General features: G+C 51.1%; 24 protein-coding genes and 1 riboswitch. Of the genes, 21 read left to right on the top strand and 3 right to left on the bottom strand.

Annotated elements, in window-relative coordinates; genetic code table 11:
• Position 1: 1 nt before the first annotated feature.
• The 20 genes from R3187_RS14185 to modC all read left to right on the top strand — a co-directional run bounded on the left by R3187_RS14185 (position 2) and on the right by modC (position 13357).
• Entirely contained in the window at positions 2-679 is a 678-nt protein-coding gene (locus tag R3187_RS14185) for a hypothetical protein (RefSeq protein WP_318967708.1), read from the top strand.
• A gap of 2 nt (positions 680-681) precedes the next feature.
• Positions 682-828 (top strand): hypothetical protein, encoded by a 147-nt coding sequence (locus tag R3187_RS14190; protein WP_318967709.1) that lies wholly within the window; start codon positions 682-684, stop codon positions 826-828.
• Entirely contained in the window at positions 825-1640 is an 816-nt protein-coding gene (locus tag R3187_RS14195; RefSeq protein ID WP_318967710.1) for an MT-A70 family methyltransferase, read from the top strand. The genes R3187_RS14190 and R3187_RS14195 overlap by 4 nt, the downstream gene beginning before the upstream one ends.
• A complete protein-coding gene (locus R3187_RS14200) occupies positions 1628-3355 on the top strand; it encodes a DNA cytosine methyltransferase (protein WP_318967711.1) in 1728 nt (575 codons plus the stop codon). Before R3187_RS14195 ends, R3187_RS14200 begins: the two co-directional genes overlap by 13 nt.
• Positions 3352-4032 (top strand): hypothetical protein, encoded by a 681-nt coding sequence (locus R3187_RS14205; RefSeq protein WP_318967712.1) that lies wholly within the window; start codon positions 3352-3354, stop codon positions 4030-4032. Before R3187_RS14200 ends, R3187_RS14205 begins: the two co-directional genes overlap by 4 nt.
• Entirely contained in the window at positions 4032-4490 is a 459-nt protein-coding gene (locus tag R3187_RS14210; RefSeq protein ID WP_318967713.1) for a hypothetical protein, read from the top strand. Before R3187_RS14205 ends, R3187_RS14210 begins: the two co-directional genes overlap by 1 nt.
• Before the next feature lie 224 nt (positions 4491-4714).
• On the top strand, positions 4715-5116 hold the full coding sequence (locus tag R3187_RS14215; protein WP_318967714.1) for a hypothetical protein: 402 nt from the start codon (positions 4715-4717) through the stop codon (positions 5114-5116).
• Positions 5113-5370 carry a PapB/FocB family fimbrial expression transcriptional regulator gene (locus R3187_RS14220; RefSeq protein WP_318967715.1) on the top strand — a complete coding sequence of 86 codons (258 nt, stop codon included), beginning with the start codon at positions 5113-5115 and terminating at the stop codon, positions 5368-5370. The genes R3187_RS14215 and R3187_RS14220 overlap by 4 nt, the downstream gene beginning before the upstream one ends.
• Before the next feature lie 21 nt (positions 5371-5391).
• Positions 5392-5712 carry a hypothetical protein gene (locus R3187_RS14225; RefSeq protein WP_318967716.1) on the top strand — a complete coding sequence of 107 codons (321 nt, stop codon included), beginning with the start codon at positions 5392-5394 and terminating at the stop codon, positions 5710-5712.
• Between the two features lie 11 nt (positions 5713-5723).
• The gene (locus tag R3187_RS14230) at positions 5724-5924 is read left to right on the top strand and encodes an excisionase (protein WP_318967717.1); all 201 of its coding nucleotides are present in this window, start codon (positions 5724-5726) and stop codon (positions 5922-5924) included.
• 4 nt (positions 5925-5928) lie between these two features.
• A complete protein-coding gene (locus R3187_RS14235) occupies positions 5929-7029 on the top strand; it encodes a tyrosine-type recombinase/integrase (RefSeq protein ID WP_318967718.1) in 1101 nt (366 codons plus the stop codon).
• A gap of 299 nt (positions 7030-7328) precedes the next feature.
• A riboswitch (molybdenum cofactor riboswitch) is annotated at positions 7329-7478 on the top strand.
• Entirely contained in the window at positions 7467-8438 is a 972-nt protein-coding gene (gene moaA, locus R3187_RS14240; protein WP_318967719.1) for a GTP 3',8-cyclase MoaA, read from the top strand. (Overlaps the previous riboswitch by 12 nt.)
• Position 8439: 1 nt before the next feature.
• Positions 8440-9006: a molybdenum cofactor guanylyltransferase gene (locus tag R3187_RS14245; RefSeq protein ID WP_318967720.1), complete on the top strand. Its 567-nt coding sequence runs from the start codon at positions 8440-8442 to the stop codon at positions 9004-9006.
• Positions 8993-9532, top strand: coding sequence for a molybdenum cofactor synthesis domain-containing protein (locus R3187_RS14250; protein WP_290616974.1), 540 nt, complete (start codon positions 8993-8995; stop codon positions 9530-9532). The genes R3187_RS14245 and R3187_RS14250 overlap by 14 nt, the downstream gene beginning before the upstream one ends.
• A gap of 1 nt (position 9533) precedes the next feature.
• Positions 9534-10025, top strand: a complete 492-nt coding sequence (moaC, locus tag R3187_RS14255) for a cyclic pyranopterin monophosphate synthase MoaC (protein ID WP_318967721.1) — start codon at positions 9534-9536, stop codon at positions 10023-10025.
• On the top strand, positions 10022-10273 hold the full coding sequence (locus tag R3187_RS14260) for a MoaD/ThiS family protein (protein WP_290616978.1): 252 nt from the start codon (positions 10022-10024) through the stop codon (positions 10271-10273). The genes moaC and R3187_RS14260 overlap by 4 nt, the downstream gene beginning before the upstream one ends.
• Before the next feature lies 1 nt (position 10274).
• Complete coding sequence (moaE, locus tag R3187_RS14265; protein WP_290616980.1) at positions 10275-10724, top strand: molybdopterin synthase catalytic subunit MoaE; 450 nt, start codon at positions 10275-10277, stop codon at positions 10722-10724.
• 3 nt (positions 10725-10727) lie between these two features.
• Complete coding sequence (gene modA, locus R3187_RS14270; protein ID WP_290616982.1) at positions 10728-11501, top strand: molybdate ABC transporter substrate-binding protein; 774 nt, start codon at positions 10728-10730, stop codon at positions 11499-11501.
• Between the two features lie 3 nt (positions 11502-11504).
• Positions 11505-12206 carry a molybdate ABC transporter permease subunit gene (gene modB / locus R3187_RS14275; protein ID WP_290612742.1) on the top strand — a complete coding sequence of 234 codons (702 nt, stop codon included), beginning with the start codon at positions 11505-11507 and terminating at the stop codon, positions 12204-12206.
• Positions 12203-13357 carry a molybdenum ABC transporter ATP-binding protein gene (gene modC / locus R3187_RS14280; RefSeq protein ID WP_318967722.1) on the top strand — a complete coding sequence of 385 codons (1155 nt, stop codon included), beginning with the start codon at positions 12203-12205 and terminating at the stop codon, positions 13355-13357. The genes modB and modC overlap by 4 nt, the downstream gene beginning before the upstream one ends.
• A gap of 96 nt (positions 13358-13453) precedes the next feature.
• On the opposite strand, the gene R3187_RS14285 is transcribed toward modC, so the two are convergent.
• The 3 genes from R3187_RS14285 to narL form a co-directional block, all read right to left on the bottom strand.
• Positions 13454-15046, bottom strand: a complete 1593-nt coding sequence (locus tag R3187_RS14285) for a thiamine pyrophosphate-binding protein (RefSeq protein ID WP_318967723.1) — start codon at positions 15044-15046, stop codon at positions 13454-13456.
• Positions 15047-15167: 121 nt separating this feature from the next.
• Complete coding sequence (glp, locus tag R3187_RS14290; protein ID WP_318967724.1) at positions 15168-16415, bottom strand: gephyrin-like molybdotransferase Glp; 1248 nt, start codon at positions 16413-16415, stop codon at positions 15168-15170.
• A gap of 14 nt (positions 16416-16429) precedes the next feature.
• Entirely contained in the window at positions 16430-17083 is a 654-nt protein-coding gene (gene narL / locus R3187_RS14295; protein WP_290616989.1) for a two-component system response regulator NarL, read from the bottom strand.
• A 321-nt stretch (positions 17084-17404) separates the two neighbouring features.
• On the opposite strand from narL, the gene R3187_RS14300 reads away from it, so the two are divergent.
• On the top strand, positions 17405-19021 hold the full coding sequence (locus R3187_RS14300) for an MFS transporter (RefSeq protein ID WP_318967725.1): 1617 nt from the start codon (positions 17405-17407) through the stop codon (positions 19019-19021).
• The last annotated feature ends 36 nt before the right edge of the window (positions 19022-19057 follow it).

Here is a 19057-nt window from a genome sequence, read left to right on the forward strand (position 1 = left end):
CATGCCAGCAACTAACGCAGCATTAAAAATGGCCGCCCCCGGCGAACTGTGCAGCCAGGTTAAAAAACTAATGGTGTACTGCAAAGCGGAAGCCAAAAGCATTCGGGCAATGAAAAAGCACCTGGCTGTTACCGACGCCGTTGTGCACCAGCTGCTGGCCGACGCACTGGAAAAAGGTGTTTTACGTAAGCAGCCAAACGGTATGTACAAAACACTGAAAGATGCCCAACCAGCCAACGAAAGCTTGCTGGCACTTGCCAGCACCGAACACAGCCAGGCTGATACCGCAGCTGCTGAAACTAAACAGCCGCAAATATCTGACTTGATTGACTTCGATAAAGACCAACCTGCAGCCGATGAAGAAGTTATCGACGTTGATAACGCTACTGGCCAGCCAGTTCAGGAATCAGGTCGCGTGGTTCTGCCGTACAGCCCAGATTTCAGTATCAACTTTTCCTATCCTGACCAGGCCGCAGACATTACTGCCGAACTCGACGCACTGGCCAGCCTACTGCAGCCAGAGCAATACCCAGTTGTTGATGATATAGCGGAAAAGCAACGCGCCCTGGCTGGCATTTCATTAATCATCAAACCGCATGCACCACAGCTGGTAAACGTGCTGGATCAGCTGGCCGGTGATCTGGCAGTAATTTGCCTGCACCAGAACCGGAGGGCTTAACCATGACAGTCCAAACCATCTACATCGTTATGGTCAACGGCAAGCCGGTGGCCGCTTATCACAACCAAGCCGGGGCGATAGCCGAAGCTGTAGAGCAATGCGGCGGCACCGTGGCGCCAGTGCATTTGTTTACGGGGGTTAGGGTATGAGCAAAAAATACAACATCATCTACGCCGATCCACCTTGGCAGTTCAACAGCGTTAAATCTGGCGGCAGCATGAAGTCTGGCGCAGCGGCTCACTACTCAGTTATGTCACCGGACCAGCTGAAAGCGCTTGATGTGCCGGCGCTGTGCGAAAAAGACTGCGTGCTGGTTATGTGGTACGTCAGCAGCCAGCCGCAAGAGGCGCTGGATCTGGTTAAGGCCTGGGGCTTTACCCTGAAAAATATGAATGCCTTTATCTGGCGCAAGCTTTCAACCAACCTTATCCCCCACTTTGGCATGGGTTATTGGACAAGGGCCGGTGCAGAGTGCGCGTTAATCGCCGTTCGCGGCAAGCCTAAAGCAGAGTGCCGCAGCATTCGCCAAGTGCGCGATGAAGTGGTAGGCGCGCATTCAGCCAAGCCCGCAATATTCCGTGACGACATAGTAAAGCTGTGCGGTGATGTGCCCCGGCTTGAAATGTTTGCCCGGGTATCAGCACCAGGCTGGGACGTATTCGGTGATGAAGTTGAAAGCTCGGTGCATATCGATGGCAACGAGCAGGCGGACCATATTCCCGCCGCCGGGGAAATGGTAGAGCCTGAGCAAGCCCACAAGTGGCCAGCTGAGGTTTTGGATATTGTTGAATCGGCTATTGATACCAACCCGTGTGAGCCTACTGACGAGTTTTATCAAGAGTTATGCATAGCTGCAAACGAAAGACTGTTATGGCAATGGAAAAAACAAGGAGTAATCGATTACCTGGTTGCCCAACTGCAGGAAGCACAAAATAATAAGGAAAAATCATGCGCGGCTTAATCGTTGACAACTTTGCCGGCGGTGGCGGCGCATCCACTGGTATTGAAATGGCTATTGGCCGGTCTGTTGATATCGCAATCAACCACGACAAAGACGCCATTGCCATGCACACCATTAACCACCCGGGAACCCTGCACTATTGTGAAAGCGTGTTTGATGTAGACCCGGTTAAAGCGACCGCTGGCCGGCCGGTTGATCTGGCGTGGTTCTCGCCAGACTGCAAACACTTCAGTAAAGCCAAAGGCGGCAAACCGGTTAGCCGTGAAATACGCGGCCTGGCTTACATTGCAATTCGCTGGGCAATGAAAGTTCACCCACGGGTGATCATGCTGGAAAATGTAGAAGAATTTAAAACATGGGGCCCGTTAATAGAATGTCCGGACACCGGCAACAGCTGGCCATGCCCTGAACGCAAAACCGAAACATTCAAAGCCTTTGTTGCCATGCTTAGCACTGGCGTTGATGCTGATCACCCGGCACTGCAGGAATGTGCAGACGTATTAGGCCTGGTTGACACCGCCAAGCTTATCCGCGGCTTGGGCTACAAAGTAGAGTGGCGCGAACTGCGGGCCTGTGACTATGGCGCACCAACAATACGCAAGCGCTTGTTTATGGTGGCCCGTTGTGACGGCCAGCCAATAGTCTGGCCAGAGCCAACCCACGGCGCACCAGATAGCCCTGCAGTATTAGCCGGCAAAATGCTGCCATACCGCACTGCTGCAGAGTGTATCGACTGGTCTATACCTTGCCCAAGCATATTCGAGCGCAAGCGCCCACTGGCAGAAAACACCATGCGCCGGATCGCCAAAGGCATTCAGCGCTTTGTAATAGATGCGGCCCAGCCGTTTATTGTTACCTGCAACCATAGCGGCGATCACTTCCGTGGTCAGGGGCTTGATAAGCCATTCAACACCGTGCTGGCCAGTCGTGATGCGCACGGTTTGGTAGTGCCGACATTAACGCCATTCATTACCGAACATGCTAACGCTACGCACCAGCGCAACATGCCCGCTAATGAACCGCTGCGCACTGTTTGCGCCGAAGTTAAAGGCGGCCACTTTGCATTAGTGGCACCGGTTATTGCCCGCCAGTTTGGTAAATCGGTCGGCCATCCGGTAACGGAACCATCAGGCAGCATAACAGCTGGCGGCGGTGGTAAGTCGCAACTGGTCGCGGCGTTTATGACTAAGTTCCAGCAGAACAGTATTGGCCAAAGCCCAGCTGAACAGTTTCACACCGTAATGGCAGGAGCCACCCGGTTCGGCTTAGCTACCAGCCACCTGGTAAAGCTGCGCGGCACCTGCAAAGACGGCCAGCCAGTAACCGAGCCAATGCCAACCATCACCAGCGGCGGAAACCATGTCGGTGAAGTGCGGGCGTTCCTGCTGAAATACTACGGCACCAACATTGGCCACCCACTACAGGATCCGCTGCAAACCGTTACCACCAAACACCGCTTTGGCCTGGTAACCGTTCAGGGCGAGCAATACGAAATAGTGGATATCGGCATGCGTATGCTGGAACCACACGAACTGTTCGCCGCCCAGGGCTTCCCGGCTGACTACGTGATCAACGTCGACCAGAACGGCAAGCCAATACCAAAAGCCAAGCAAGTAGCACGCTGCGGCAACGCAGTACCACCCCCATTCGCAGAAGCACTGGTACGCGCCAATCTACCAGAGCTATGCGCTGATAAAGCAGGAGCTGCAGCATGATCAACCATAAAGACAACCCAGCAGAAATTTACCTGGTACCAATGCTGGGCGACGAACACGACCATATCTGGTCTGACACTCCAGCCCCGGGCGAAGGTATGAAAGAAGAAGATGCCACCCGCTATGTTCGCGCTGACCTGGTACCAGAACGCAACGCCGTCTTATCTAGTCAGCACCCGGACGATAAAGCCGTTGACCGATTTGCTGTTGCAATGAAAGCAAAGCTTTCTGCAGCCAGAAATAAAGGCCGGCACGGCTGGGATGATAAGCAGCTTTGCTCAGGTGAGCACCTGGCTAACCTGCTTGTTGCGCACCTAAACAAAGCGAACTTCGGCACATTTGAGGATTTAGCCAACTTCGCAATGATGCTGCACCAGCGCGGAGAAAACCCGTTAGTTTTGACCAGTGCTTTTATTGCGTCAGAGGATAAGAAAATACAGGCCTATCAAGATCATTATGCTGCACAAAAGAAAGTAACTGAACTGCAGTCGCAGGTTGAGCGAGTTAGATCAGTGTTAACGCAAGACGTTTTGAGACTTCTTAGTGCTGGAATTCGTGCTAACTACGGCAAGGAAAGCATCAATGATGCTCTTGCTAAGTACTGGATACCTGTTGTTGCATTAGTCGAAGAGGACCTACCAAAACAAATAGGTCAACCGGCTAAGGCAGGCACCTAATGTCCTACGCAGAAAAAACAGCAGTTGGTACCAGCCAAAGCGTTATGGAAATCGAGCGCACCTTAACCAAGTACGGCGCTGACCAGTTCATGTATGGCACCAAGCCTGGCAGCGTTGCTGTCGGGTTTGTTATGGGCGGCAGGCAGGTTCGCATTGTCGTGCCACTGCCAGATAAAGCAGATAAGCAGTTTTGGACGACTGAAACCGGCAAAAAAAGAACTGCAGCGGTAGCGCAAAAAGAGTGGGACCAAGCCTGCCGTCAGCGGTACCGAGCACTGGCATTGGTAGTTAAGGCCAAGCTGGAAGCAGTAGAAGCCGGCATAACCACCTTTGAAGAAGAATTTATGGCGCACCTGGTACTGCCCGGCGGTGAAACCGTTGGCCAGCGCCTGTTACCTGAAATCAACGAAGCGCAGCGCACTGGCAAACTGCCGCCTCTGCTGCCGCATGTGGGGTGAGTGATGCAAATTGAAATAACTTTCCACTTTAAACAGTTTCAGTTCTGGCACTCTGACTGCGCCAAAGGTAGGGGTGGCATTATGGAGTGCACCAATCTGGATAAAGAAACCGGCATGAGAACATTTCACTGCGTTTCATGCGGTAAGTCCGGAGAAGTTCATCTACCTAATTTAATGGTCGGACAGGGTACTGCCGTAGAAGTTACAGATAAGGCTGGTGAGTGATGGCCAGAACAGCAGAAGCAATGAAAGTAGCTAAGAAGATGCTATCCAAGCCAGCAGGCCCATTCGTTCAGATGGATAAGTCGCAATCACGTGCCTGGCCGGACTGGATGACTCGCGCTTACAGGAATAATCACTTTATTGTGATGATTGACGACAACTGCCTTATGTCGGACGGCAGTACTGCTGTGAAAGCAATGGTACAGCGGCATGATGATGCAGTTTTCCCTGATCACTGGGCAACACTGCAGCAGATTAAAAACACGCTGTTCGGCCCAGAAGTAACAGCTGTCGAATACTTTCCGCCTCAAAGCGAACTAAGCAACGCAGCTAACATTTACTGGTTTTTCATCATGCCTGGCATGCCGCTACCTGTTCTGACAAAACGGGCAGGTGCAGCATGAAATACATCAGCCAGGGCAGTCAGTGCCAGCAGCGGTTTGAACTGCTACTAAGCCGCACGGATATTCGCAGCGACAACATTAAATCGGCGCTTAAAGATCATCTGGTAACCGGCTTGTCCGACTCTGTTGCATCAGCAATTAACGGCGTCAGCCAGAGCAACTTTAACCGTGCTTTTAATGCAATGAATGACGTAGCCGAGACAGTCGAAAAGATAAAAGAAATCGACTGGGCTCGGGTTAAATCAGTTAACTGATAAGTTTTTAAGGTTAAACCAATGAACAATAACATCAGCACCGCTGCGCTGGGCCGAAAACACAAACTTAGCTGGAGTGGTGTTAAGTATCGATTAGACGCTGGCATTCCTTTATCAGCACCAAAGGCAGGCGGTGGCCGCGGCGGCAATTACACCATCAGCGAACAAACAGCCCGTGAAATATGGGCAGCGATATGCAACAAGCGGGCATGCAAAACTGCAGAAACCACACCGCAAATAGCGAAACGTTTTAAAGCTAAGTTATCTGTGGTGAACAACATTGCTTATGGCAAAAGCTGGAACAGCATAACCGGCCTGCCTCGCCCAGAAGATGACAGTTAAGTGAGGTCATAATGAAAAAGCTAATGCCATTAGATGAGTGGCGGGAAAAACGCTTTACCACCCCGCCATCAAACCAAACAGCCCGGCGCTGGGCTCAGAACGGCGACATTCCCGGCGCTCGCAAAATTGGCGGTACGTGGTATGTTGATATTGAAGATGAACAGAAATCAACCGGTAACGAACTGGTTGATAATGTCCTTAGAGCCGGTTGAATAAATGAACGCACGCAAACGAAAAGAGCGGAACCGCAATCTGGAGCGCAACCTATACGCCCAGGGCGGCTACTACAAATATAAACACCCGCAAACCGGTAAGTTTCATGGCATGGGTTCAGATATGAAAGCCGCCAACGTGGCCGCCAGAAAATTGAATGCCATGCTGATGGACGGATCCGACTTAGTGCACAGGGTTATTGCAGAAGGCGCTACCCAGTTCGGCCAGTTACTGCAGCGTTACCGGGATGAATTTGTACCAACAAAAAAACTAAAGCCGAGCACCTTAGCCATAACAGAATACCGGCTTAACCGGCTGGAACTGGATTTATCTAAAATGCTGGTTTGCGACATGAGCGTTAAGTTCGTTGCTGATTACCTGGACAAAGGCTTTAAGAATAACGCTTACATAAAAATGCGCGGCCAGCTGGTCGATATATTCCGCTACGGCCTGACCAAAGGCATTGCTGAGGATAACCCGGCAGAGTCGACACTGGCCAAGGCGGCTGACACCAAACAACGCCAGGCACTGCCACTGGAATTGTATAAGCAAATTTATGCTGGGGCGCCAGAGTGGTTACAGATAGCCATGGACTTCGCACTGATCACACTGCAGCGCCGGGGTGATATTTGCGAGTCTAAGCATGAAAATGTCAAAGGCGATTATCTGGAACTGATCCAGCGTAAAACCGAAAAGCATGGCCACCGGGCATTTTTGCGGATCAAGGTAAGCCAATCGCTGCAGGAAATACTGCAGCGAAGCAGAAGAAGCGGCATTGCCAGCCCTTACATAATTCATCGCCGGCCAGAACGGTTGTATGCCAGCAAAGCCAAAACGCACTGGAGCCAGGTGCTGCCGGAAACACTTAGTAAAGAGTTTGCTTACTACAGGGATCTGGTGCCAGCGATAGCAGCCCTGCCGGCAGAGCAGCGGCCAACGTTTCACGAAATACGCGCACTTGGCGGGCACTTATATTTGCAGGCGGGCTTTGCAGAAGAATACGTGCAAACACTTATGGGCCACAGTACAGCCAAAATGACAGCGCACTATACCGACCGGCACGAACCAGAGTGGACCGAATGCCAGGCAGAATTACGGATCTGACTATCAAAATCAAAATGTAAGCCTTTGATTTTAAATGAGCGAATTTCACTGTTTTAAGGGGGGTTAAAACAGCTGTTTTATAACTGGTGTCAATAACTTACCGGAGTACCGGCACTATATTGACATGGTAGGGGTCGGTGGTTCGAGTCCACTAGGACGCACCAAAAATTTCTTTGAAAACGCCACCTTATGGGTGGCGTTTTTGCTTTTTATTATCCTGTTGTAAGCCTACCTACCCACAATGGAGTAAACAAGCCCCCTCTTAATGGCAATAACCAAGCGTAGCCTCAGCATGTAACATTAATCCACAACACCGAGCTACCGGCTCTAAGCCTGATACGTATTTTACGATATCAGGGATGAACGGTATGCCGTGGCAATCATGCCACCGGGTATGACGGGAAACGGCCATACCTCCCCATTTGGAAAGGTGAATTATGTTAACTGACGCTTATGCGCGCCGCTTTAGCTATTTGCGGCTTTCTGTTACTGAAATCTGCAATTTTCGCTGCAGCTATTGCCTGCCTGATGGCAATGACTGTGACTCCCGTAGCGGTGAATTAACCCTAAGCGAAATTAAACATCTGGTTACTGCCTTTGCCAGGCTGGGTACCCGCAAAGTACGGATTACCGGTGGCGAGCCTTCGCTGCGTAAAGACTTGACCGAAATTATCGCTATCTGCAAAGCGGTACCCGGTATTGAAAAAGTGGCACTGACCACCAACGGCTACCGTTTAAAACGTGATGTGCTGGCCTGGCAGGAAGCAGGTCTGGATGCGGTGAACGTTAGCGTCGATAGCCTGGATGCCGACACCTTTCACCTGGTCACAGGCCAGGACAAATTAGCCGACATCTTAGAGGGCATAGCCCATGCTAAAGCCATTGGCATTAAGCAGGTAAAAATTAATACCGTACTGCTAAAACAGCATAATGCCCTGGCCCTGCCCGATTTTCTTAAATTTGTTAAACAGCAGGATATTGCGCTGCGTTTTATCGAGCTGATGCGTACTGGCGATAATGCTGATTTTTATCAACGCCAACATTTAAGTGGTGCCAGCATTCAACAACAGCTACTGGATCAGGGCTGGCAGTTGAATGTCAAAGCGAAAACTGACGGTCCAGCTCTGGAATACTCGCATGCAGATTATCAGGGGCGGATTGGTCTGATTATGCCCTACAGCAAAGACTTCTGTGCCGACTGTAACCGGCTTAGAGTTTCAAGCCTGGGTCAGCTGTATTTGTGTCTGTTTACCGACAACCACCAGGAGTTGCGTAGCCTGCTGCAAACAGATAATAGCGCGCCCTTAATTCGTTTTTTGCAACAAGCAGTGCAAGGCAAAGCTTTCAGCCATCAGTTGGCTGAAGATTACAGTGGCAGCACCCGGCACCTAGCCCAGATTGGTGGCTAATATGAGCAGTTGTATGCAATTTAGCGCACTGATTTTAGCCGGAGGAAAATCCAGCCGCATGGGCCAGGATAAAGCGCTGCTAAACCTTAATGGCTTGAATTTACTTGAGCATATGCAGCAATTGGCGCAAGAAAGCGGTGCAGCAGAGGTACTGATTAGTCGTAACCAACCGGGTTTTATTGCCGATCAAACTCAGCAACAAGGGCCCTTAGCCGGTATTTTAGCGGCGCTTGAGCGCTGTCGCAGCTCACAGTTACTGGTATTACCGATAGATACGCCATTATTGAGCACACTTAGTCTGCAGCGGCTGCTGCGACACGCGGCTGGCCAAGCCGCCTGTTTTGCCAATAGCCCGCTGCCCTGCGTACTGCCGGTAAACCCGACACTTAGTGCCATGATTAGTAAACAACTGCAAAACGGCCAGCGTTCGGTTAAAGCATTGTTGGCAGACCTTAATGCGCGAACTCTGCCGGCCCCGACCACTGAACTGCTTAATACCAATACCCCACAAGACTGGCAGCTTTGCCTGAAATTACTAAATAACGGAGAGCACTATGCCAAGGCCTGATTTAAGCCGGTTTTATCCGCTGACTATAGCCGTACTTACCGTCTCGGACAGTCGAAGCAGCGCTAATGACAGCAGCGGCGACTTGCTCTGTCAGCTGCTGCAAACCGCAGGTCACCAATTAGCAGAGCGGATAGTATTGCCGAACAACAAATATCACATACGTGCCGTGTTAAGTCAGTGGATCGCAAGCGAGACCATTCAGGTAGTGTTGCTGAATGGTGGCACCGGCTATGCCAAGGGTAATTGTACGGTCGAGGCATTAACACCGCTTATGGATACACAGGTACCGGGCTTTGGCGAGTTATTTCGACAGTTAACGTTTAACGAATTAGGCTCAGCCGCGATGCAATCCGGCGCACTGGCTGGACTGGCCAATGGCACTTTGCTATTTGCGATGCCTGGCTCTGGCGGTGCCTGCAGGCTTGCCATGCAGCAATTGATTTTGCCACAGCTGGATAGCAAAACCGGTCCCTGTAACTTTGTTGCTCATGTGAAAAACAACCCAATCAATAATTGTGGAGCCTGAAATGAGTGAATTCCCACATTTAACGCATCTGGATCAAAGTGGTGCCGCTGCCATGGTCGATGTTAGTAACAAGCAGGACACTAAGCGGCTGGCCCGCGCCGGCGCAGTAGTATTTACCACGCCAGAAGTGATCAGTTTAATTGAGCAGGCCTTACTGAAAAAAGGCGATGTACTGGCCACCGCCCGCATTGCCGGCATTATGGCAGCGAAAAAAACCAGTGAGCTTATTCCGCTGTGCCATCCGCTCATGCTAAGCAAGGTATCAGTCGACTTTCAGCTACTGCCAGCGCAAGGTCAAATAAAAATTGAAAGCTGCTGTGTGCTAAGCGGCCAAACCGGCGTCGAGATGGAAGCATTAACTGCCGCCAGTGTGGCAGCGCTAACCATTTACGATATGTGTAAAGCGGTAGATAAGGCGATGACCATTAGCGAGATCCGGCTGCTGGAAAAAACCGGCGGTAAGTCGGGGCATTATATTTCGGAGGCAATATGATTAAAATTCTGTTTTTTGCAGCGCTGCGTGAGCGACTGGATTGCGAGCAATACTTGCTCAGTTGTGAGAGCAATACACTGAATGTGGCATCGGTACTCAGCCAATTGCAAAGCCGCTGCCAAAACTGGCAGCAGGAGCTAAGCCGCACTGATTTGCTTTGCGCCCTGAACCAGCAACTGGTGCCGCTAACCGCCAGCGTGCAGGATGGGGATGAACTGGCGTTTTTCCCCCCGGTAACCGGAGGCTGATATGAGCATATTTGTCGCCGTACAAAGTGATGATTTTTGTCTGGCCAGTGAATACAGTGAGCTACGCCGTAATGCAGCCTGTGGAGCAATTGTCACATTTAGCGGCCTGGTGCGAGAGCTGCATGATACCGTTCTGCATGGCATGACACTGGAGCACTACCCTGGCATGACCGAACAGGCACTTAACCGCATTGCCACCGATGCGCTTAATCATTGGCAACTGGCTGCTGTACATATTATTCACCGGGTTGGCAGGCTTAAGCCAAATGAGCAGATAGTGTTTGTCGGGGTAGCAAGCGCCCACCGGGCCGCTGCGTTCGCCGCCTGCGAGTTTATTATGGATTACTTAAAAAACCGCGCACCGTTCTGGAAAAAAGAACATACCGCAGAGGGTGATTACTGGGTTGAGGCCAAAGCCAGTGATCAGCAGGCGCTGGCGCGCTGGGAGTAAAATATGATCCGGAGTGCACTGCTGTTTTGTCTGTTTTCTCTGGTTTACGTCCTACCGGTTTATGCCGGCGACAAGCTGATGCTGGCTGCAGCGTCAGATTTACGCTATGCCTTAGATGAAGTCATTCTGCTGTTTCGCCAGCAGCACCCCACCACAGATATTCATGTTGTATATGGGTCAAGCGGCAAACTCAGCACGCAAATTCGCCATGGCGCGCCTTTTGACTTGTTTTTTTCAGCTGACAGCCGCTTTCCTGAGCTGCTGTACCAGGATGGCCACGCGGTTACTGTGCCACAACCTTACGCTGTGGGTCATTTGGTACTGTGGAGCCCACGGCAAAATATGTCAGAGGTTGAGCTGCATCAGCTGAAAAACATGACGTTTCGTCGCCTGGCCATTGCTCAACCGGCGCATGCGCCTTATGGCCAACGTGCCAAAGAAGCTTTGCAAACTCTTGGCCTGTGGGCAGAGCTTGAACCAAAGCTGGTGTATGGCGAAAACATCGCCCAAACCGCACAATTGGTGCAAAGCGGCGGTGCAGACATTGGCATTATTGCGCTGTCGTTAGCAAAGTTTCCTGAACTGGCCAAACAGGGTTATCACCTTATTCCGACAGACCTGCATCAGCCGCTTACCCAGGCTTTTGTGGTTACCCGTCATGGCGCGGATAACCTTGCTGCTCACCATTTTAGCGCCTTTATGAAAAATCCGGCTGCCCTAACGGTAATGCAACGCTTCGGCTTTGAACTGCCAGCAACTCTGCCGGCACAGGACTAAGCCATGCCTGAGTTTCTCACAATATTGAGTAGTCAGGACTGGCAAGCCATCCAACTCACCCTTAAGCTGTGTTTATACACCACGCTGATTTTACTGCTGCTGGGTACCCCGCTGGCCTGGTGGTTATCGCTTAGCCATAGCAAACTGCGCACCGCCATTCAGGCGATAGTAGCGCTGCCACTGGTATTGCCACCCACTGTGCTGGGTTTTTATTTGTTACTGCTGCTTGGGCCGCATGGCGCTATCGGCAGTACCCTGGAGCAACTGGGGCTAAACCATCTGGCATTTAGCTTTAGTGGCATTCTAATTGGCTCAGTCATTTACTCGCTGCCCTTTACCGTGCAGCCTTTAGTGGAAAGCTTTCGACGCATGGGACCAAGGCCGCTGGAAGTCGCCGCTACTTTAGGTGCCAGCAAGCTGGATCAGCTGTTCAGTGTAATACTGCCACTATGCCGTGGTGGGTTTATCGTTGCTGCAACGTTAACGTTTGCCCATACCTTAGGCGAATTTGGGGTTATTTTAATGCTCGGTGGCAGTATACCCGGCGAAACCCAGGTGTTATCGGTACTGATTTATGACCACACCGAAGCGATGAATTATGCGCAGGCGCATCAGTTATCGTTAGGGTTATTAATTACCGCCTTTGCAGTACTGTTTATTGTATATGGGTTAAACCGCCGGTTTGAACGCGAGGCCATACTATGATTAGCCTGTTGCAACATGCCGCCCAGCACTGCTGGCAGCATATTAGCCAGCCACGCCAATTAGCCGCTGCGCCTGAGTGCCAAACGCTTACAGTGCAGTTAAGCCTGGCTCTTGGCGAATTTTCACTGCAGTTAAATAACAGCCTGCCGCTAAACGGTATTACCGCCCTATTTGGCCGCTCGGGTTGTGGTAAAACCACCTTATTGCGTGCAATTGCCGGGCTCGACCGCCATGCTAATGCGCAAATTTGCCTTAACGAAACGCCATGGCAACAGGGTAAACAGTTTGTGCCGGTGCATCAGCGCCGGATCGGTATGGTATTTCAGGAAAGCAGCCTGCTGCCGCATTTATCAGTTGAGCAAAACCTGCTGTATGGCTTTAACCGGCTGGCAAAGCAAACTGCTGTGCGGCTGCAACCAGAGCAGGTGATCCGCTTACTTGAGCTGACGTCACTGCTTAAACTGGCGCCACAGTACTTATCCGGCGGTCAGCGCCAGCGCATCGCACTGGGCCGGGCTTTACTGAGCCAGCCGCAATTACTGCTGCTGGATGAACCTTTAGCATCATTGGATCAGCAAAGCCGCAGCGAGATTTTGCCGTTTTTACAGCGCATAGCTAATACAACCGGCATACCTATGCTGCTGGTCAGTCATCAGCTGGACGACGTCGTAAAACTGGCCGATCAGCTGGTATTGATGCAACACGGCCGCATCCACAGCCAGGGCCCGCTGCAACAGCAATTACTCCAACCCGAACTGGCTGCTATCGGTGCTATGTCGCTACTGCACGCCAAAAGCCAGGGCAGCCACAACCACCTGCTGCAGCTTAGTATCGGCCAACAGCAGTTACAATTACCCTCACCACAGCATAGTGTTGACGCAAACTACTCCGCCACCTCATACCGTTTACGTATTCAGGCGCGCGATGTCGCGCTAAGCCTGAAACCACTTAGCGACTGCTCAGTCAGCAATCAGCTTCAGGTCAGCATTACCGGCATACACCCCGCACCGCACCCCGCCGAACTGCTGGTACAGCTGGAGCTTGACCGCCAGCCACTGCAGGCACTGCTAACCAAACAATCAGCAGACCGGCTCGGCTTACAAATTGGCCAGCAGGTTTATGCGCAAATTAAAGCAGTGGCGTTGGACTAGCTTAACGCCGAATCACTGATCACATCCAAGGTTTGTCATTGTTATTACCAGCGGTAAACACCTGACAGGTAATGAGCAAAGCCAAAGCCCGGATAGCTAACATGGTGTGAGATTGCTTTTGGCTGCCGCTTTAAAGCCCTCAGCGAAGTTATTCAGCCGTGCGGTGCGACTGCCTGCCGGTAGCATTACTTCTATCAGGCTAAAGCGTCTGTTGCTGCTAAGCGCCAACGACAATGCCTCGTCAAAATCAGCCAGGTTACTAACCTGCATACCATGTCCGCCCATGCTGCGGGCCAGCTCGGCATATTGCCAGTTATCTAAGCCGGTACAGTTAAGGCCGGGAGCAAAAGCGTCAATCATGTCCCAGCGCTGGTTATTAAAGACAATAATAATCGGGGCAAAGCCATAGCGGGCACAATGGCCAAGCTCCAGGCCAGTCATTAAAAAGGCGCCATCGCCTACCAGCACCACCGGCCGTAAGCCGGTGGCGGCCTGCACGCCAAAGGCGGCAGGCACCGCATAGCCCATAGAAGCATAAAACGCCGGTGCCAGCATCAGGCTGGGATTAGCATGCAAAGAGGCGAACAGGCAATCGCCTATATCAGAAATCAGTGGCACAGTGTCATGGCGGGCGGTCAATATCCGCTCCAAACCCTGCACCAGGCTGGTGGCACTAAGCTGCTGCTCTGTTGCGACAGATGGCAAAGCCGGCATTACCGGTGGCTGAAATGCCGCTAGTGGCGCGGCCAGCAATGCTGCCAGCAGCGGCTTTAATGCCAGTTGCTGCTGTTCAAGACAAAGCACTTTTTCAGCGGGGAACAGCTCTGAATGGGCAGCAAAATTGCTATCGGTTTTAATCACGCCAATTTGCAGAATAAGATCGGCTTCAGATAACAGCTTTGCCGGGCGGATATCAGATTTATCCAGAAAAATACCGCCAAACAGCGGATGGTGCTGATTAAAGCTGGCACGGCCCATCAGCGTGCAGATAAAAGGTATATTCAGCTTAGTGGCTAAGGCTTCCAGCTCAGTCACTGCCTCAAAACGGCGGACATCTACCCCGGCTAATATCACCGGCTTTTTTGCCTCTTGTAAGCGGCCAGTTAACGCAGCGACGGCCAGCTCAATTTTATCCGCCGCTATCGGTTCAGGCAGGTAAGGCCCTGCGGCAGACGTGTTAAAACTTAGCGCATCACGCGGTATTTCCAGCAGCACCGGCCGGCTTTGCTGTTCCACCACGGTTAACGCGGCACGAATGTCGGAACCGGCAGTATCCGGGTTATCTAACCGAAACCGGGCAGCGGTAATTTCACGGTAAATATCGCGCTGTGAGTCGACCGTTCTGGCCTGATGATGTATTTGCAAACCGCGCGCAATCTCGCCCTGGCTAGGGAAACCGGCAATAACTAACAGCGGTACATGTTCAACATAAGCCTGGGCCACCGCATTGACGGCATTAAGGGCTCCGGCACCATAAGTGAGGATAACTACCGCCGGTTTATTGCTGATCCGGGCTGCTGCATCGGCGGCAAATACCACTGAGGGTTCATGACTTAAATAATACAGCGGCAAGTGGTTGCGCTGCTGCAGTTGCTCGAACAACGGCAGCACAAAATCGCCGGGAATGCCAAACAGTTGTTTAACACCAAAAATGTCTAGTTCCTGCAACAACGCATCGATTAATAACATAAACCACTCCCGTTTTAGCTGATGCCGGCAGTGTGGTTATTATTGCGCTAACTGGTGTTGATACAGATCAAAACCGCACCGGCTTCAGCCGGTGCAAAAGAGGTATGCTCATTTTTGGATATCAGCGTAACAAATCTGAAAACGGCAGTATCGATACCATTTCACCGGCTGGCAGGCTGCTGCTGTCACGCGGCAAGACAATATAGCAGTTAGCATTTGCAATAGAGCTCAACATGCCCGAACTTTGGGCGCCTGAGGTTTTTACTTTTAAACCGGTTTCGCCCTGCCAGTACCAGCCGCGCTGATAATCCTGCCGCCCGGGCTGTTTTTTCAGCGGTACATCACATTCTGCCTGCAACAACTTAGCTGACGATTGGATAACCTCACCGCTAAGTTTACGCAACACCGGTTGGACTAATTGCTCCAGCGTGACCACTGCCGCCACCGGGTTACCCGGTAAACCAAAGAACCAGCAATTGTTAAGTTTACCAAAGGCGAACGGCTTCCCCGGCTTAATCGCCACCTGCCAGAAATTGATCTGGCCAAGCTTACTGAGAATTTGCCGGGTATAATCGGCCTCGCCCACCGACACGCCGGCACTGGTTACCAGCACATCGGCCTCTTTCATCGCCTGCTGAAATGCCTGCTCTATTGCCCCAGGCTCGTCTGGCAATAAGCCAAGATCGATAAGCTGCACATCAAGACGCTTAAGCATTGCGGCGATAACGTAGCGGTTGCTGTCATAAATATGACCTGCCGGCAGTTTTTGCCCCGGCGCAACAAGCTCATCACCACTGGAAAATATCGCTACCTTTAGCTGACGAAGCACATTAACACTGGCAATGCCCAGAGACGCCAGCAAACCGATATCGGCCGGGCGCAGCTTATGACCAGCAGTAAACACCTCAGCACCCTTGGCGATGTCTTCACCGGCACGGCGGACATGCTCGCCCATTGTTGGTTGGAGCTGACAGAGAATCGATTGCTGCTGGTCGGTTTCGCTAAGCGCTACCTGTTCCTGCATCACCACAGTATCTAAACCTTCAGGCAACACGGCCCCGGTGGTTATCCTTACACAACACCCTGCCGGGACAGGATTTGCAAACGCATGGCCGGCCAGCGCGGTTCCGGCCACCGCCAATCGAACGTCAGGCTTAACATCCGCTGCGCGCAGCGCATAACCATCCATAGCTGCATTGTCATAACCCGGTACATTAATGTCTGACACCACAGGCTGTGCCAGCACTCTATCCAGCGCATTGTTCAGTGGCACACTAACGCTTTGGGTCAGCGGCTGCACTTCGCCAAGCATTTGTAATATTGCCTGCTCTGCAGTTAGCATTTGTTTCGGGACGCGGGCGTCTTGCATCGGGCGTTTCTCCACTAAAACTGGGAAGCTTGCTGGTTAACCATCCACACCGCTGCTTCAACCCGTGAGCGCAGGCCAAGCTTCTTCAATAAATGTTTAACATGGACTTTTACTGTGCCATCCGAGATATTAAGTTCACGGGCAATCAGCTTGTTACTTAAGCCCTTAGCAATAAAACTGAGAATTTCATGCTCACGGTTAGTCAGACTGTTAAGTTCAGCCGGCGTTTTAACCGCCGGCCGGCGTAGTGCAGTTGCCAATACCTGAGTAATCGCTTCACTGAGTACCATTTTACCGGTAAGCGAGCGTTTAATTTGATCCAGTAAAATTTCCGGATCACTGTCTTTTAGTAAATAACCATCTGCGCCGTTACTGATAGCATTAACGACATCTTCATCTGCATCAGAAACAGTCAGCATAACTATCCTGGACGTTACGCCTTCATCGCGCATTTTTTTTAAGGTCGCAATACCATCCATACCCTGCATATTTAAATCCAGAATAATTAAATCCGGGTCCAGCTCGCTTGCCAACGGAATTGCCTCAGCGCCACTACTGGCTTCAGCAATCACTTCAAGCTCATCTTCCAGCGCTAATAACTGCTTTAAGCCTTTGCGCAATAAAGGGTGATCATCCACTAACATAATGCTGGATTTCTGCTCTGCCATGTCCCGCTCCAAGATTAGACAATGTATCTATATGCTATTAGCTTACAACAAGCCGGGACGAACTTTGATATAAATCAGTAAAATGGCTGTTCAGCAGCCGGGCTTAATTTAAACTTTAAGCGCTACCTGAGCTCACCGCCTGATTATATGCTACTGATATATATCAATTATTTTAACCAGAATTTTTAAAGCTACCACTTTCTAGGTACCCCTAACTATCCCTCTTCCCACCACGGCTAACTCTGAAGATACATTGTGACATAGCGTTTGACCCTGCATAGTTTGGGCAGCTTAAATTGCTGTTCCCAACAGGAGTGAACTATGTCAGATCTTAAACAATGGCAACCGGAAGACGACAACTTCTGGCACAGCCGGGGTAAGGCTATTGCCAACCGTAACCTGTGGATATCCATCCCCAGCCTGCTTTGCGGCTTTGGTGTCTGGATGTTATGGAGTATTGTCACGGTACAAATGCTTAACGTAGGTTATCCGTTTAGCACGGCAGAGCTGTTTACGCTTACCGCAATTGCCGGCTTAACCGGCGCAACGTTACGTATTCCTTCCAGCTTTTTTGTGCGGTTGTGTGGTGGTCGTTACACCTTATTCCTTACTACCAGCTTACTGCTGATCCCTGCTGTCGGAACCGGGCTGGCGCTGCAAAGTATCGACACCCCGCTGTGGGTATTTCAGCTGATGGCGTTGTTATCCGGCATTGGCGGTGGCAATTTTGCTTCATCAATGTCTAATATCAGTTTCTTTTTTCCGAAAAAGCAGCAAGGTTTGGCACTGGGCTTAAACGCTGGCCTGGGTAACTTTGGTGTTACTACCGTGCAAATCCTGGTGCCGGTTTTTATGTCGTATGGCGTGTTTACCCTGCTCGGTGGTGGGGAGCCGATGATCCTGGCTAAAGCCAGCGGCACCGTTACCGGTACCATACCGGCCGGCACTGAAACCTGGATCCAGAATGCCGGTTTTGCCTGGTTAATCACCCTGATACCGCTGGCGTTTTTGCTCTGGTTTGGCACTAACAATATTCATACCGAAGAAGTGACACCTAAACTGCCTTCAGCAGCCAAATCTTTCAGCATCATTCTGACCATGCTGGGCATTGGTTTTATCACCTCTATTGCCGGTCTATGGTTAATTTTACCGGAGTCGGCCAATGGTTCAGGTTTTGGTATTCCGAAAGAAATTGTGCTGATTGCAATCTTATTTGCCACCGTGTTTTTACTTAAATTGTTGCCGGGCGCCATTCGCACCAGTCTGGATCGGCAATATAAGATTTTTAACAATAAACACACCTGGGTAATGAGCGTACTTTATGTGATGACTTTTGGCTCTTTTATCGGCTTTGCCGCCGCCTTCCCGTTATCCATTAAAGTGATATTTGGCTACAGCCATATTATGGTAGATGGCGTTATGACCCATTCTACGCCAAACCCCAACGGCCCCAGCGCCTTAACTTATGCCTGGATTGCCCCCTTTGTGGGCGCGCTGATCCGCCCGGTTGGCGGCTGGATTGCTGATAAACTCGGTGGCGCCTTTGTAACCCAGCTATGTTCTGTGGTGATGGTACTATGTGCATTGGGTGCGGCTTACTATATGCAGCTGGCCTATCAAAGCGCCACTCCGGAACAGTACTTTGTGCCGTTCTTCCTGATCTTTTTAGGTTTGTTTGCTGCCAGTGGTATTGGTAACGGCTCCACCTTCCGCACCATTGCTGTGGTATTTCCAAAAGAACAAGCTGGCCCGGTACTGGGCTGGACTTCAGCCGTTGCCGCCTATGGTGCATTTTATATTCCACAGGTACTGGGAGAGCAAATAAAAGCGGCTACCCCGGAATACGCGATGGTAGGGTTTGCCATTTTCTACAGCCTGTGTTTGCTGGTGAATTGGTTTTTTTACCTGCGTAAAAACGGCGAGTTTTATAATCCATAGCCCAAACAGCTATTCCTGCAAACCACAGGGGGCGTA

Origin of the sequence: Arsukibacterium sp., from assembly GCF_033721375.1 — a bacterium.
In the GTDB taxonomy this organism is placed as follows: Bacteria; Pseudomonadota; Gammaproteobacteria; order Enterobacterales; family Alteromonadaceae; genus Alishewanella.